Origin of the sequence: Waddlia chondrophila WSU 86-1044 (genome assembly GCF_000092785.1) — a bacterium.
Taxonomy (GTDB): Bacteria; Chlamydiota; Chlamydiia; order Chlamydiales; family Waddliaceae; genus Waddlia; species Waddlia chondrophila.
In genome coordinates, this window is the sequence record NC_014225.1 from 486,482 (window position 1) to 500,906 (window position 14,425).

The following is a 14,425-nucleotide window of genomic DNA, read 5'->3' on the forward strand; positions in this document are numbered from 1 at the left end:
ATTATCTAAAATAAAATTATATTTTTTAATTGTTAAGTTTTAATTAAATTGAACTTACAAAAATTACCAGTGGTAGGGTTTTTTTGGCATCTGAATATTGAAGCTTGAAAAACGATGATGGTTGAAGCTTTTGAATAATCCGGCAAAATGGACCACCTTTGCTTCAGGGTTTTGACCCCACTCCTTGACGATCCAATTGTAGGTGTTCGGCAGGCGGTTGACCTCGATCCTTTGTTCGTAGATGAGAGCATTTAAAATATCTTGATCGCCAAAATACCACTGATCTCTGCAGACAGAAGCAACAGTCCAGTCGTTGATCAAGGCATCTCCTCTTTGAAAACAGATGACTCCGCTGTTAAAAAGAACTTGATCATCGGAAGGTTTTTGCTGCTGCGCCGGGTTCAACTGTTTATAAGGGGACATGGGAGTTAGGGCAATTCCGTTTTTGCAATAGTCGAAAATCGGAGAAAGAGAGGCTTGTACCCGGCAGTCGATATCGATCCAGACAGAGTGCTGATAAGGGGACTGTAGTAGTGCGAACGGTTTGAAAAAATAGGAGAAGCGCTCCAAATTTTTCTTTCTCAACGCTTTGGTAGAATGCTTTTCTTTCAATTGTTCCGGAAGAAGAATCCGTTTTTTTAACAAATATTTAGGAATGAGAAGTGGAGCAACTCGCCCTCTTCTTTCGCAATAGTGCCGCATGGTGTCTGACAGTCCCATATCGATGAATGTAACAGGAAGGGCGTTGTATTTGCTATAGTGCTCCCACCACCAAGGGATCATTGCTTGCATTTTCCAGTTGCAGCCGATGATAAAACCTTCCGGTTCGATCTTTTCCCATTGCTTCCAGCGGGTAAATTCTTGGAAAATATCTTTTAAATACGGATGAGGGTAATTGCTGAGTTCCATATGGGAAAAAGTTGCATTTTATGTAAATATTTTGTATAATATTTTCAAATATTTAAATATAAGTTGTTTAAATGTCAAGAACTGTTGTCGTAGGTTTGTCCGGAGGTGTTGATTCAGCCGTTGCAGCCCTGTTGCTCAAGCAACAGGGGTATTCGGTCATTGGCCTCTTCATGAAAAACTGGGAAGAGAAAGATAGTGACGGTCAATGCTCTTCTGCGGCAGATTACGAAGATGTTTCACGCGTATGCGATCTTTTGGACATTCCTTATTACGGAGTCAATTTTTCTCAGGAATATTGGGATTCGGTTTTTGCTGATTGCCTTGAGGAATTTAAAAAAGGGCATACTCCAAATCCGGATGTGTTGTGCAACCGTGAGATAAAATTTAAAGTGTTATTTGAAAAAGCGAAAGAGCTTGGCGGAGACTATCTAGCGACTGGCCACTATTGCCGTACTCGGATTTACGAAGGGGAAGCACAGTTGCTGAAGGGGGCCGACCCTGATAAAGACCAAAGCTATTTTCTTTACATGATCAAAAGCGATATTTTGCAGAGTGTGCTGTTTCCGATTGGCTCTCTCCCAAAAAAAGAGGTGCGAGAGATCGCCCGTCGTCACAATCTTCCGGTCCATTCCAAAAAGGACAGCACAGGAATTTGCTTTATCGGAGAGAGGAATTTTAAAGAATTTTTAGGTCAGTACATCTCTTTTGCTCCAGGCGAGTTTCAAACAATGGATGGGAAAACTGTAGGTCGGCATGACGGCGTTCCATTTTATACCATTGGCCAGCGTAGAGGGTTAGGGATTGGCGGCGCGGGAGATGCCTGGTTTGTTGTTGGCAAGGATGTCGAGAAAAACATTGTATTTGTCGAACAAGGAGCTGATCATCCAGCTTTATACGCAACTGATTTGTATGCGGATGAACTCTCTTGGGTTTCTTCAAAGGGAGCTCCGGAAAAAACGTTTGTCTGCTCTTCGAAGATCCGCTATCGTCAGAAGGACAAGCCCTGCCGGATTACAGCGATCGAAGAGGGCATTGCTCGCGTAGAATTCCCGGAAAAGCAGCGTGCAGTGACTCCGAGACAGTCGATTGTGTTTTATGACGGCGATGTCTGCCTTGGCGGAGGGATGATTCGATGAGAAAATCTCTCTCTATTTTATTTTTAGCCATTTTTGTAGAGCTGTTCAGCTTTCCTGCGGCGAAAATTGAGCGAGTAGGCAACTCCGAATTTGAGAGCTTCACGACATTCAAAGCTCATTCATGCATTGCTCAACATGAGTGGCAAGAGGAGAGATCGCAACCTAAAAGACAGGGAAATTCGCCTACAGGAAAAGACGCTCAAGATCTACCTTTTATTCTTCATCATGAAAAGTTCTTGACAGAACTTTTAGTGATTTCTCTTCACTTCCACCCTGTTTCCCCGTCTTATGACGAAGCGAAATTGGAAGTATTAAAATCCAGATCCCACCCTCCAACAAAATTATTATTTTAATTTAAAAAATAAAATTTAAAATTAAAATAATGAGGTTTAAAATGAGTTGTTTAACAAATAACTGCTATCCTTGGAGAAAAGAATTTCCAGAAATTTCAAAAGTACTTAATAATAAAGAAGTTGAGTCTGTTGAAAGCCTGTTTTCTAAAAAAGGAATCGATCGAGCTGCTGAGAGGTTGGAAGGAGTGCTCTTCCTGCCTGACGGTGAATCGCGAACCGTGCAGCTTATCCATTTGGCTCGGATTGGCGATGATGAGTCATTAAGACCATTGACTGAAAAGCAGGAGCGTATTTTTGAAGTCGGTCAACGTACAGATAAGGTCGCCGTCAACTGGTTGAATGGCGGCTGCGGCCTTTATGCTGTGACCAGTCTCGTTAGTTTTACGACTTGCGGGCCAACTTATGCTTTGAGTTGGATTCCTGCTTCGATTTCTACTCTCTTTAATGTAGTCAGTACCGGAGTGAGTTATTTATCAACGGGGTGCTATCCGCATATGGCCAGCGTTGAGGGTAACAAAATGCAGAACACGTTTCATGAAGCAAAAAGAATGTATACTGAGCTTGGCAGCCATTTAATCAGTATCTATGAAATTGATTCTAAAAAAGCGGAGAAATTAGCAGAAAAAATTGATATTCAGAGTATTATCAATCGGTTGGAAGATTTTTTCTCCGATAGAGAAGCTGTTTCTTTAACTGAACCTTTGGCGGCAGCAAGACGTTTTGTTTTGAAGAAAGAAATACCGGATGGTCCGGTGGAAATTAGAAACAGTGCCCGGCTTGTTTTGCTCAGTGAAGAAGTGGAGCATTTGCAAAAACAAAACAAGAAACTTAAAGGGAAACATCTCTAACATTTGGGAAAATATGGCGTGAAATCACGCCATATTTTCTTTTTAGCATTTGCCAAAAGAGAATCAATTAATTAGATTGAGGGAAAACGATTGAAGGGGAATTCTCAATGGAAAATGTGCAACCAGAAGAAAGTCTTCCCGATGCAGCGGTGCCTTCGTGCCGGATAAGGAAGGTTTTAAAAGGGCAAAAAGCTTTGGTGACGGGAGGGGACTCCGGTATTGGTAAAGGCATTGCGCTTTCTCTTGCTCAAGCAGGAGCTGATATTGTTGTCAATTATGCTTCCAACGAAGCGGCAGCCGGGGAAACTGTCGAAGAGATTAAACAAAAAAACCCTGAAGTTCAGGTGTTTGCGCACCAAACAGATGTCTCCGATGAGAGCCAGGTACAGGGGATGTTTAAGGGGATGATTAAGCAGTTCGGAGCAATCGATATCTTGGTCAATAATGCAGGGCTTCAGCAGGATTCTCCCTTTCACGAGATGACCTTGGAAAAATGGAATAAAGTGATCAATGTCAATTTGACAGGGCAGTTCCTTTGCGCTCGTGAAGCTGTCAGGGAATTTATGCGTCAGGGGGTCAAAGAGAAGGTCTCTTGTTCTGCTGGAAAAATTATTTGTATCAGTTCTGTGCATGAAGTGATCCCTTGGGCGGGTCATGTCAACTATGCCGCCTCCAAGGGGGGAATCATGATGATGATGAAAAGCATTGCTCAAGAGGTTGCCCGCTATAAAATTCGAGTGAACAGCATTTGTCCCGGAGCTATCCGTACACCGATCAATCGCTCTGCATGGGACACTCCCGAGGCCTACAAGTCATTAATGTCGCTCATTCCTTATAACCGCATTGGCGAAGCGGACGATATTGGGAGAGCGGCAGTGTGGTTGGCCTCTGATGAAGCAGACTATGTCTGTGGAGTCAGCTTTTTCGTTGACGGAGGGATGACGCTTTATCCAGGATTTACTTCTGGAGGATAATCACCAGAGGATTCTGTGGTTGTCTAAGCTTCGGTTCAATTCGAAGGCTGCACTGATTAATGCGAGATGGGTGAAGGCTTGAGGAAAGTTTCCAAGTTGCCGTCCTTCGACTGAAAGCTCTTCTGCATATAAACCTAGGTGATTAGCATAGCTTAACATTTTCTCAAAAAGATAGCGTGCCTGCTGCACGTCTCCTGAGCGGGAAAGGCACTCTACATACCAAAAGGAGCACATGTTGAAGGTTCCTTCAGATCCTTGGAGGCCGTCTGGAGCTCCTTCCTGGGTGCGATAGCGGAAGACAAGAGAGTCTTCGACGAGATTTTTTTTCATGGCTTGCAAGGTGGATAGCCAGCGTGGATCGACAGGGCTGATGTAGCGGATCATGGGCATGAGAAGATTCGAAGCATCGACTGATTGGCTGTTTTTATATTGCACAAAGGCTTGATGTTTATGATCCCAAAAATTTTTGATGATGTCTTCATGGATTTGATTTCTGACTGCGTGCCACTTTTCCATCGGGGCGGCTAGAGAACGTTTTTGGGCAAGCCTCATTGCTCGGTCGACGGCTACCCAGCACATGACACGGGAGTAAAGAAATTCCTTCTGCCCTCCTCGTACTTCCCAGATCCCTTCGTCTTTTCGCTGCCAGTTATTTGTCACCCAATCAATGAGGATTTTTAATTTATCCCATAGGTCGAAGGAGATTCCTTTGCCGTATTTGTCGTAAAGATAAACAGAATCCATCAACTCTCCATAGATATCTAACTGCAGCTGATCATAAGCGCCATTGCCGATTCTGACAGGAGAGGAGCCTTCATACCCTTCAAAATGGGGTAGAGGTTCTTCCGTGAGGGTTTTGCGGCCGTCGATTCCATACATGATTTGCAGAGGGGAGTTGGGATTCATATCGGCACATCTATCCCAAACCCATTTCATGAACGCTTCCGATTCTTCAACGAATCCCAATCGCATCAATCCGTAAAGAGTAAAAGAAGCGTCGCGGATCCAGGTGAATCTGTAGTCCCAATTTCTCTCTCCGCCTAATTCTTCCGGCAATCCGAAAGTGGGGGAGGCAACGATCGATCCATATTTTCTCGAAGTCAATAATTTCAATGTGAGAGCGGAGCGGTTGACCATTTCCTGCCAGCGTCCGCGGTAGTTGGAGCGGCTGATCCAGCGCTGCCAATAATTCATCGTATCTTTGAAGCTTTTGACTGCATAGGAGGGATGCGTGGAAGGGGTGATCTCTTCATCTTCTCCAAGTTCAAGAATAAAGGTCGCTGTTTCTCCTTCTTCCAGGATAAATTCCGAAACGACATCGCCGTTCTGGACGTTTAGAGGAAATTCCGATTTAAGACGGATGGCATCGATCTTTTCATTTTCCGGGATGAAAATCACTTCATTGCCCTTTTGACGTACTTTGTGGCTGCATCGAGCGTAATCAAAACGGGGGCTGCATTCGATTCTGAACTTCACTCTTCCTCTGACGGCTTTAGCACGCCTTACAAGTGTGTTGTGATACTCCTCTTCGTGGATCACCATATAGTCGGATATTTCGCTGATGCCGCCGCTGCAAAGGGCCCGGGTCAGCAAGATGTTGGATCCGGGAAGATACATCTGTTTGCGGACAACATTTTCGATTTGAGGGGCGATCAGAAACCGTCCCCCTTTTTTGTGATCTAGCAGAGAAGCAAATACAGAAGGAGAATCGAAGTAGGGAAAGCACATAAAATCAATGGAGCCATCAATTCCCACAAGAGCGACTGTGTCGAGGTCGCCGATGATTCCGTAATCTTCAATTCGTTTGTAAACCATATAGCCCTCTTAAAACCTCAAATTAGAGCTTTTAAGAGGATTTGTCAAATTCAAAACCAGCGGACCAGCCCGATTTTGCCGCCGCGGCCTCTGATTCCGTTCTTTTCCCGGCTATAACTTTCGTTGTAGGCAGTTGCGAAATTCACCGACCAGTAGTCGGAAAAGTCATATTCGATCATCGCTGCGTAAGCCGGGCCGCGCGAGTCGCTTGTTGCTTTAAGAAGGTCTTTAATTTCTGTTTCTGATCGGCTCCATGCATACTGCCCGCTGAGGCTCAAACGGAGATTTGAACGCAGGCGGTAAGTGATTTCAAGACCTATATAGGGAGCCCATCCGTCAAATGTCTCGTCAAAGGTGAAAAATCTGCCATCGCCGAATAACAGATCAATGGTTGTGTCTAAACGCGTATAATTGGCTCCTACACTGGGAGAGACGAGAAAACACTTTCCCAAAGGGATGCATACTCCAAGACAAGCGCCTGCAGTGATCAATTCACTTTCATCTTTTTTCCCCCACATTCCGAACGGTTTAATGTACATGCCTTTTCCCATGTTCCAGGCGCCTTCGACTCTGATTGCAGGCATATCGATATCTTTCATGGTAATGCCCGACTCAATCAAATCAATATGCACATAGCTTGCAGCCACTTCCAATTTTCCCTTTGTTTCTGAAAATAAAGGATTCGAGGAGATAAAAAGTAGAAAAGCGCTAAGAATTAATTGGGTAAGGTTTTGTGTTAGATTGTCCGAAAGTTTGTGAAATATCTGTGTCAAAGTCATTTTGATACCTCTAGAAAAGTGAAAAAACAGCTAATATACGCTTTATCCATTTAAACTTCTTTAAAAAAAACAAGATCGTTTAAGATGAAAAATATTTTTTTTTAATTTTTGGGAGGATAAGCAATGTCATTGAGCACAAGCATTAAGATGGAGAGCGGTTGGCAGATTCTGCCTGATTTGGTTGCCAATCTATTGGATGGGCGCGCTGAAAAGCAAAGGTTTAAGATGTATGAAAACGGGACCTATCAAGGGACAATCCAGATCAGGCTTCTTAAAGAGGGGCAATTTAAACCAAGAGTTAGAACTTCTGGTTCATTGAATGTTGTGTACATGGCAGAGCCTGTTAAGGATTTTATCTTTTCCTCTCACCTTGCTCCTTTTTATCATCTGCATGATCGCGATACGGCTTGCTTGATCCATTCAATTTTTTTAAGCGTGATGAAAGGGATTGAGAAAGAAGAATTCTCTCTTTCGGATGATGCTCGAATCCAGTATCGATATGGAGGCGGAACGATCCGATTTTATAAGGTAAGCGAGTCGTTGAATGAGGAGCAGATGGCAATAGTAAATGTTGCGAGCGATTTTTTTGGTTCGGTAAATGTTGGAGATCTATTTGGAAAAATCAAAATTTAATCTGTCTCCTTGTCAAATTTTCAATTTTCAAGTTTACTAACCAATATGTGGATGGGTTTATGGACGAAGAAGAAAAAAAATTAGCGGAGGAGTTGCTTTTTTCCGAGAAGAAAAATCCAAGTTTTGCCAAGCAGCTGTTTTTAGGGAAGTTTGATCACTCGCTTGTGTTCCCTTATCCCTACCCTGAAAAATCGGAAGAGGAAGAAACTGCGAGATTTGTTGGCAAAGTCTCAGAATTTGCCAGTGTTCATCTTAATGCTGCTGAAATCGATCGCCAAGCGCAAATTCCTGATGAGGTGTTGAAAGGGCTGGCAGACATGGGTGTGCTTGGAATGACTGTGCCGAAGGAGTATGCTGGTTTAGGCATGTCTCAACGCGCTTACTGCAAGGTAACCGATCGGATTGCCCGGCAATGTGGATCGACTGCGCTGTTTATCAATGTCCATCAAAGCATCGGGCTTAAAGCTCTTCTTCTTTTCGGAACAGAGGAGCAGAAAGAAAAATGGCTTCCTGATTTGGCAAAAGGGAAGAAGTATGCGGCATTTTCACTGACGGAGCCAAATGCAGGATCGGATGCTAATGGTGTGGAGACGAAGGCAGTTTATGACCCTGAAAAAAAAGTTTATCGTATCAATGGTTTGAAACAGTGGACAACCAATGGAAGCATTGCCGATATTTTGACGGTCATGGCAAAAACCGAGGTGGAGACCAAGGAGGGAGTTCAAGAGCGTGTCACAGCATTTTTGGTAACTCCGGACATGCCGGGGTTTATTGTTCGTGATAAGGCATTGGACAAGTTGGGAACGCGAGGGGCATGGACTGCGAACTTAGCATTCAATCATCTCGAAGTTCCGGAGGAAAATATCCTAGGCCCTCTAGGAGGCGGCCTCAAGGTGTGTTTAACATTGTTGGATTATGGCCGCACAACATTTGGTGCGATGTGTACGGGAGCGGCTCGAGAGCTGGTGCAGCTAGGTGTTAAACACGCCAGGGAGCGGTATCAATTTAAGCGTCCGTTGGCTTCATTTTCCTTGGTAAAAAAGAAAATTGCCAAGATCTGTTCTCTTCTTTATGCGATGGATGCCTCGACGTATCTTACTGCCGGTTTGATTGATAGCGGGGTAGAAGATATTATGCTTGAATCAGCCATTCTCAAAGTGTTTACGAGCGATGCGCTTTGGGAAATTATCTATGAAGTGATGCAGATTTTGGGAGGCCGTTCATTTTTTACCGACCAGCCTTATGAGAGGATGATGCGCGATGCTCGTTTGAACATGATCGGCGAAGGTTCCAACGAGGTGTTGCGAGCGTTCATCGGCGCCGTTGGCATGCGCGGTTTAGGAGTCGAGCTTCAAAAAGGAGTGTTTTCCAATGCAGGAAAATTGTTTAGCCGGCTGTTTTTGCCTGCGATTCCTGTTAGATCGCAGCGGCTGAGTAAAGAAGCGAAAGAGTTGGCGGCGGTTCTTCGAAAATTGCATTGGTATTCTGCGGGCCTTCTTGCAAAGCACGGTGAGGACATTGTCGAGTGTCAGCTGCAGTTAAACAGGATCGCTTCCATTGCGATGTCGGTGTATACCATGAGTGCTGTTTTAAGCAAGCTTGATACCGATAAACCATCGGGCAGAGACTTGTCCGTAGGGATCTATTTTATTCGAAGCCAGCTTGCCCTGTGCCGTCGATGGTTCAAAGGGATTGGATCAAATGATGATGAAGCAAGTGTTAAGTTGGCTGACGCGATCACAGGGATTTAGATGACTTTGCTCCGGTTGACAGAAGAGTTGCAAGCCGAAGAACAGAGGCTTAGGCAAGGAGGCGGGGAGAAAGGGCGCGAAAGGCAGCGCAAGTATGGACGGCTGACTGTGCGCGAGAGACTGGAAAAGTTGCTGGATGATGCGGCTCATTTTCAGGAATTGCAATTATGGGCTGCTTACGGAATGTATACTGAATGGGGCGGGGCTCCATCTGCAGGTGTTGTGGCAGGTATCGGCAAGGTTTGCGGCAGAGACTTTATGGTTATCGCCAACGATGCAACGGTGAAAGCAGGGGCAATGTTCCCTCAATCAGTGAAAAAGATTCTGCGTGCGCAGCGGATCGCTTTTGAATGCCGGCTGCCGATCATTTATCTGGTGGATTCGGCGGGCGTGTTTTTGCCGATGCAGGATGAAATTTTTCCAGATGAGGATGACTTTGGACGAATTTTCCGCAATAACTCCATCATCTCAGCTGCCGGGATTCCGCAATACGCAGCGATTATGGGCAACTGCATCGCTGGAGGGGGGTATCTCCCTGTATTATGCGATAAACTCTTGATGACCAAAGGGAGTAGTTTGAATTTGGCAGGACCTGCTCTTGTAAAGGCGGCGATTGGCCACGAAGTGGATCCCGAAGCGCTTGGCGGAGCTGAAATGCACGCATCGATCAGCGGCACTGTGGATTTTTTGGAAGAGAACGACGATTCATGCTTGGAGCGTTTGCGTGCGTTGGCTGATTTACTGCCGATGGATGAATCCGTGAAAAGCAGCTATCAGACAGAAATGCCGCCGGATCATCTTTACGATTTGATGGATGCAGCTTATGATGCCCGCGATCTTTTGGCCTGTATTGTCGATAAGGAATCGATCCTGGAATATAAGGCCGATTATGGCAAGCCTCTTGTGACAGCCTTTGCAAAAATTGACGGGCATCCAGTGGGAGTGATCGCTAACCAACGGCACCAGACGAAGACAGGAAGAGGAGAGGTAGAGATTGGCGGGGTGATTTATGCCGATAGTGCGGACAAGGCGGCTCGTTTTGTGATGGATTGCAATCAAACCAAGATTCCCCTCATCTTTTTTCAGGATGTCATGGGATTTATGGTCGGAGAAGCTGCCGAGCAAGCGGGGATCATCCGATCAGGAGCTAAGCTTGTTAATGCTGTGAGCAATTCGATCGTGCCGAAAATTACTGTAGTGGTGGGAAATTCATTTGGAGCAGGGAATTATGCCTTATGCGGCAAAGCGTATGATCCCAACTTTCTTTTTGCTTGGCCAAATGCCAAATATGCTGTGATGGGAGCCGATCAGGCGGCCGGGACTTTGCTGAGCATTCGCGCTAAACAAGCGGAAAAGGAAGAAAACACGGACGTATTCCAAAAAATTCGCGAATCGTATGCGCAGCAGATGGATATTCGCTATGGAGCAGCAAGAGGATGGATCGATGCAATCATAGCTCCCCATGAGACGCGTAAAGTGTTAACCAATTGCTTGCGGTTTGTCAAGCGAGCGCCCCTGTCTGAAAAAACGTTTCACACCGGAGTGATGCAGGTATGATTAACCTGTATTTCTCACAAGATCTCGGTGAAGGTGGGCAAGATGTTTGGTCGGATTTGCTTTCAAGTACCCGAGAACATTGTCAGATGACCAAGGCGAGGGTATTTGAAAGCAAAGATGGCCGGGCAGATTGTCCAGATTCACCAAGAGGTTATGAGAAATGCGGGTTAAGATAGGAAATGCTCAAGGGTTTTGGGGTGATCAAGCAGGTGCGGCGGCGCGCCTGCTTGCGCTTCAGCCCGATCTTGACTATCTCACGATGGATTACCTTGCCGAGGTCTCCCTTTCCCTTTTGGCAATACAGAAGGAGCGTATCCCTTCTCTGGGGTATGCCAGAGATTTTATCGAAGAATTGCGCGGATTGATCCCGCACTGGGAGAAAGGTTCGCACGTTAAAGTGGTGGTGAATGCCGGAGGATTGAATCCTATAGCTTGCGCGCGATCTTGCGCTGAGATGTTAAAGAACAGTAAGAAAATAGCGGTTGTGATCGGAGATGATGTACTCGAGATCATCGCTCGAGGGGGAGAGTATCTCAATTTAGATACCGGAGAAGAGGTGGAAAGCGTTCGGCCTCTTCTCGTTTCAGCAAATGCTTATGTTGGGGCAGCTGCAATCGCGGAAGCATTGAATCGGGGAGCAGATATTGTGATTACCGGAAGGGTTGCAGATCCGAGTTTAGTTGTAGCTTGCTGCATTTCGCATTTTAACTGGAAGCTTGATGCGTATGATCAGCTTGCACAAGCGACCGTTGCGGGGCATTTGATTGAGTGTGGAACACAGGTGACCGGCGGGATTTCCACGCATTGGCTTGACATTGAAAATAGGGAAAATTTGGGTTTCCCTATCGTAGAAGTGGAGGCCAACGGGACATTTGTCGTGACGAAACCGGAAGGAACCGGTGGTGTTGTCAATGAACAGACAGTTAAAGAACAGCTTCTTTATGAGATTGGAGATCCCGATCGCTATCTCAGCCCGGATGTAGAGGTCTCTTTTTTAGAGCTGTCTTTGGAGGAAAGAGGCGAAAACAGGATACAAGTGAGCGGAGCTATTGGAAGATCGCCTCCGAGTACTTATAAGGTGAGTGCGACATTTCGCGATGGGTTTGCAGCGGAAGGGATGGTGGCTCTTTTCGGCACTTATCTAAGGGAAAAGGCTTCTCTTTGCGGACAAATGGTTTTTGAAAGGGTGAAGCAGGCGGGGTTTGTTTTGGAAAGCACGCATGTTGAATGCATAGGCTTAGGAGACGTCGTCAAGGGCGTGATGCAGCCTATTGATGATCGGAATCTTCGCGAAGGGATGCTGCGTATCGGTGCCAAGGACAGTAGAAGAGAGGCGATCGACTGCTTTGCAAAAGCGATCGCTCCTTTGGTTACGAGCGGTCCGCAAGGGGTTACAGGCTATTTCCATGCACGGCCGAAAACGCGTCAAGTATTTGGTTTCTGGCCCTGTCTGATTCCCGTGGATCTTGTGCATTTATCCGTTGAGTGGGTGGAGGCTTAAGTGATCAAAGAAAAGGTGCGGCTTAGGGAAATCGCCTACGCAAGAAGCGGAGATAAAGGAAGGCATGCCAATGTTGGAGTCATTGCCTATACAGAAGATGGCTATAGATTTTTGGCGGAAAACCTGACAGAAGAGATCGTCCATGCCTTTTTTGAACAGATGGGTGTAGAAGAGACAGAGCGCTATTTGCTGCCAAATTTGGGAGCATTAAATTTTTTTCTCAAAGGGATTTTAGGAGAAGGAGGAAGCCGCTCGCTTAGGATTGATGCGCAAGGAAAAGCTCTTGGGCAGGCGTTGCTTGAATTGGAACTCGTGGTTCCGGAGGATGTGTTATGTCGGTGCAGGTTGTAAAAAACGATCATTATACAGTGATCCGGATGAACCGTCCGGAAAAGCGGAATGCCCTCTCTTGTGCATTGATGAAGGAGATGATCGCAGCTCTTGATGAGATCAGACAGGATTCCGATCAGCGCGCTGTTTTGTTCATTGGCGAAGGGCCTGTATTTTGTTCAGGTCTTGATTTGCGGGAAATGTCAGACCTTAGCAAATCCAGGGATTCTGCTGATTGTTTAAGTCGGTTGCTCAGCATCATTTATTCTTTTCCGTTGACGACAGTCTGCGGTGTACATGGCGCTGCAGTTGCCGGAGGGGCTGCCATCATGTCTGCATGCGATCTCGTCTATGCGGAGGAGGGAGCAAAAATCTGGTTTCCTGAAGTGCGAAAAGGAATCGTTGCCGGCTTCGTGAGTGCACTGCTCCAGAAGCAAATGCGGATGAGAGAAATGAAAGAGCTGTTGTTGCTAGGAGATCCAGTTTCGGCGCAGCGGGCTTGCGAAATGGGATTAGTCACACGTGTGATTCCCGATGGAAGCTTAGCGGATGAAACAAAGAAAGTTTTAGCTCAGATTTTGAAAGGAGCTCCTCAAACCATGCGTTTAAGTAAGGAATTGCTTGAAAAATTAGATTCTTCGCCTTTGGAGCATTCTTGGAAAGTCGCTGAGAGTTTTCATCTCCAGTCCCGGGCTTCCGAGGAGGCGCGTGAAGGCGCTTTGGCGTTTATTGAAAAGCGGGAACCGAAATGGTTAAAACAATGAAATTTTTTGCAATTGAAGGAAACCGTCAACATCTTGATGGAGGCGCGATGTTTGGCAACGCGCCTAAAGCGATGTGGGAGAAGTGGGTGTATCCTGACGATCTAAACCGCATTCCGCTTGCGACGCGCGCACTGTTGGTTCGCTTAGATGATGGCCGCAACGTCTTGTTTGAAGTTGGAGTTGGGGCATTTTTCGATCCCGAGCTAAAAAAGAGATTTGGGATCGAACCTGAAGAGGATCTCTTGCTCAAAAATCTCAATCAGAGCGGCGTGGGGGAGGCAGATATCGACATCGTTGTGCTTTCCCATTTGCACTTTGATCATGCGGGAGGACTTCTGCCTGAATATGGAGACGATCCTCCAAAATTGAAATTTCCCAATGCTGTTTACTATGTGGGAGCAGAGCATTGGGAATATGCACAAAATCCGCATCCCCGCGAGCGCGCATCGTTTATTCCGCTTCTTCATGAGCTACTGCACGCATCCGATCGACTTGTTCTCATCGATAAACCCGAGCATCCTGATTTGAATTTCGGAGTCACGTTCCGTTTTTCGGAAGGGCATACTCGAGGGATGATGCTTTCTCAGCTTGCTACCGATGATGGTCCTCTTATTTTTGTGACCGATCTTATCCCGGGAAACGCTTGGGTGCATTTGCCGTTGACGATGGGATATGATCGGTTTCCTGAGCTGAAAGTGGACGAAAAGCGGGAGCTTTACGAGTCTTTGTTGGAAAAGGGTGCGAGATTTTTCTACACTCACGACCCCAATATTGCCTGCGCTGCATTGAAGCAGAATGAAGAGGGGAGGTATTTTGGAGAGCCGGTGGAATTATAACGATTATGATAATGAACCTATCCCGATATTCAAATTTGACATCTATTCCTTCTTTTTGGCTCTTTTTTTCGACCGCTTCTTGTAAATCTTCACTAAGATTCACAGCGAAGCGGTCGAAGAAAATTTCTCAAAAAGAAAAAACATCTGCACAAATAGCAATATCGGGATAGGTTCATGAGTCTTCAAATAGCATCCTGCGCCCATTTTTCCGTGGAGAATTATCCATAAATAATTCTTAT

14 protein-coding genes are annotated in these 14,425 nt (G+C 45.7%); 11 read left to right on the forward strand and 3 right to left on the reverse strand.

The genetic code is table 11. The features are described from left to right. Positions 1 to 63: 63 nt before the first annotated feature. Positions 64 to 909 (reverse strand): glycosyltransferase, encoded by an 846-nt coding sequence (locus tag WCW_RS02110; protein WP_013181538.1) that lies wholly within the window; start codon positions 907 to 909, stop codon positions 64 to 66. 71 nt (positions 910 to 980) lie between these two features. Here WCW_RS02110 and mnmA point away from each other — a divergent pair, with 71 nt between their 5' ends. From mnmA to WCW_RS02130, 4 genes are all read left to right on the forward strand, one after another. Further along, the gene (gene mnmA, locus WCW_RS02115; RefSeq protein ID WP_013181539.1) at positions 981 to 2,045 is read left to right on the forward strand and encodes a tRNA 2-thiouridine(34) synthase MnmA; all 1,065 of its coding nucleotides are present in this window, start codon (positions 981 to 983) and stop codon (positions 2,043 to 2,045) included. Next, complete coding sequence (locus WCW_RS02120) at positions 2,042 to 2,398, forward strand: hypothetical protein (protein WP_013181540.1); 357 nt, start codon at positions 2,042 to 2,044, stop codon at positions 2,396 to 2,398. The genes mnmA and WCW_RS02120 overlap by 4 nt, the downstream gene beginning before the upstream one ends. Before the next feature lie 41 nt (positions 2,399 to 2,439). After that, positions 2,440 to 3,246, forward strand: coding sequence for a hypothetical protein (locus WCW_RS02125; RefSeq protein WP_013181541.1), 807 nt, complete (start codon positions 2,440 to 2,442; stop codon positions 3,244 to 3,246). Positions 3,247 to 3,353: 107 nt separating this feature from the next. Then, positions 3,354 to 4,220, forward strand: a complete 867-nt coding sequence (locus WCW_RS02130; RefSeq protein WP_013181542.1) for an SDR family oxidoreductase — start codon at positions 3,354 to 3,356, stop codon at positions 4,218 to 4,220. Here WCW_RS02130 and WCW_RS02135 read toward each other — a convergent pair whose 3' ends face one another. Continuing rightward, positions 4,221 to 6,035 (reverse strand): glycoside hydrolase family 15 protein, encoded by a 1,815-nt coding sequence (locus tag WCW_RS02135; protein WP_013181543.1) that lies wholly within the window; start codon positions 6,033 to 6,035, stop codon positions 4,221 to 4,223. A gap of 50 nt (positions 6,036 to 6,085) precedes the next feature. Further along, a complete protein-coding gene (locus WCW_RS02140) occupies positions 6,086 to 6,814 on the reverse strand; it encodes a hypothetical protein (RefSeq protein WP_013181544.1) in 729 nt (242 codons plus the stop codon). A gap of 123 nt (positions 6,815 to 6,937) precedes the next feature. Between WCW_RS02140 and WCW_RS02145 the strand changes: the two genes are divergently transcribed. The 7 genes from WCW_RS02145 to WCW_RS02180 all read left to right on the forward strand — a co-directional run bounded on the left by WCW_RS02145 (position 6,938) and on the right by WCW_RS02180 (position 14,186). Further along, positions 6,938 to 7,447 carry a hypothetical protein gene (locus WCW_RS02145; protein ID WP_013181545.1) on the forward strand — a complete coding sequence of 170 codons (510 nt, stop codon included), beginning with the start codon at positions 6,938 to 6,940 and terminating at the stop codon, positions 7,445 to 7,447. Between the two features lie 59 nt (positions 7,448 to 7,506). Then, positions 7,507 to 9,198 (forward strand): acyl-CoA dehydrogenase family protein, encoded by a 1,692-nt coding sequence (locus tag WCW_RS02150; RefSeq protein ID WP_013181546.1) that lies wholly within the window; start codon positions 7,507 to 7,509, stop codon positions 9,196 to 9,198. Continuing rightward, the gene (locus tag WCW_RS02155; protein ID WP_013181547.1) at positions 9,199 to 10,755 is read left to right on the forward strand and encodes an acyl-CoA carboxylase subunit beta; all 1,557 of its coding nucleotides are present in this window, start codon (positions 9,199 to 9,201) and stop codon (positions 10,753 to 10,755) included. Positions 10,756 to 10,915: 160 nt separating this feature from the next. Beyond that, complete coding sequence (locus tag WCW_RS02165) at positions 10,916 to 12,256, forward strand: acyclic terpene utilization AtuA family protein (RefSeq protein ID WP_013181548.1); 1,341 nt, start codon at positions 10,916 to 10,918, stop codon at positions 12,254 to 12,256. Further along, entirely contained in the window at positions 12,257 to 12,607 is a 351-nt protein-coding gene (locus WCW_RS02170) for an AtuA-related protein (RefSeq protein ID WP_013181549.1), read from the forward strand. Next, complete coding sequence (locus tag WCW_RS02175; RefSeq protein ID WP_013181550.1) at positions 12,589 to 13,350, forward strand: enoyl-CoA hydratase/isomerase family protein; 762 nt, start codon at positions 12,589 to 12,591, stop codon at positions 13,348 to 13,350. The genes WCW_RS02170 and WCW_RS02175 overlap by 19 nt, the downstream gene beginning before the upstream one ends. Further along, positions 13,347 to 14,186 carry an MBL fold metallo-hydrolase gene (locus tag WCW_RS02180; RefSeq protein WP_041941714.1) on the forward strand — a complete coding sequence of 280 codons (840 nt, stop codon included), beginning with the start codon at positions 13,347 to 13,349 and terminating at the stop codon, positions 14,184 to 14,186. Before WCW_RS02175 ends, WCW_RS02180 begins: the two co-directional genes overlap by 4 nt. The last annotated feature ends 239 nt before the right edge of the window (positions 14,187 to 14,425 follow it).

Coding starts and splice junctions, on each gene's coding strand:
- WCW_RS02125 (WP_013181541.1), top strand. CDS start 2,440: ATGAGTTGTTTAACAAATAACTGCTATCCTTGGAGAAAAGAATTTCCA.
- WCW_RS02140 (WP_013181544.1), bottom strand. CDS start 6,814: ATGACTTTGACACAGATATTTCACAAACTTTCGGACAATCTAACACAA.
- WCW_RS02175 (WP_013181550.1), top strand. CDS start 12,589: ATGTCGGTGCAGGTTGTAAAAAACGATCATTATACAGTGATCCGGATG.
- WCW_RS02165 (WP_013181548.1), top strand. CDS start 10,916: ATGCGGGTTAAGATAGGAAATGCTCAAGGGTTTTGGGGTGATCAAGCA.
- WCW_RS02110 (WP_013181538.1), bottom strand. CDS start 909: ATGGAACTCAGCAATTACCCTCATCCGTATTTAAAAGATATTTTCCAA.
- WCW_RS02155 (WP_013181547.1), top strand. CDS start 9,199: ATGACTTTGCTCCGGTTGACAGAAGAGTTGCAAGCCGAAGAACAGAGG.
- WCW_RS02180 (WP_041941714.1), top strand. CDS start 13,347: ATGAAATTTTTTGCAATTGAAGGAAACCGTCAACATCTTGATGGAGGC.
- WCW_RS02120 (WP_013181540.1), top strand. CDS start 2,042: ATGAGAAAATCTCTCTCTATTTTATTTTTAGCCATTTTTGTAGAGCTG.
- WCW_RS02145 (WP_013181545.1), top strand. CDS start 6,938: ATGTCATTGAGCACAAGCATTAAGATGGAGAGCGGTTGGCAGATTCTG.
- WCW_RS02130 (WP_013181542.1), top strand. CDS start 3,354: ATGGAAAATGTGCAACCAGAAGAAAGTCTTCCCGATGCAGCGGTGCCT.
- WCW_RS02135 (WP_013181543.1), bottom strand. CDS start 6,035: ATGGTTTACAAACGAATTGAAGATTACGGAATCATCGGCGACCTCGAC.
- WCW_RS02150 (WP_013181546.1), top strand. CDS start 7,507: ATGGACGAAGAAGAAAAAAAATTAGCGGAGGAGTTGCTTTTTTCCGAG.
- mnmA (WP_013181539.1), top strand. CDS start 981: ATGTCAAGAACTGTTGTCGTAGGTTTGTCCGGAGGTGTTGATTCAGCC.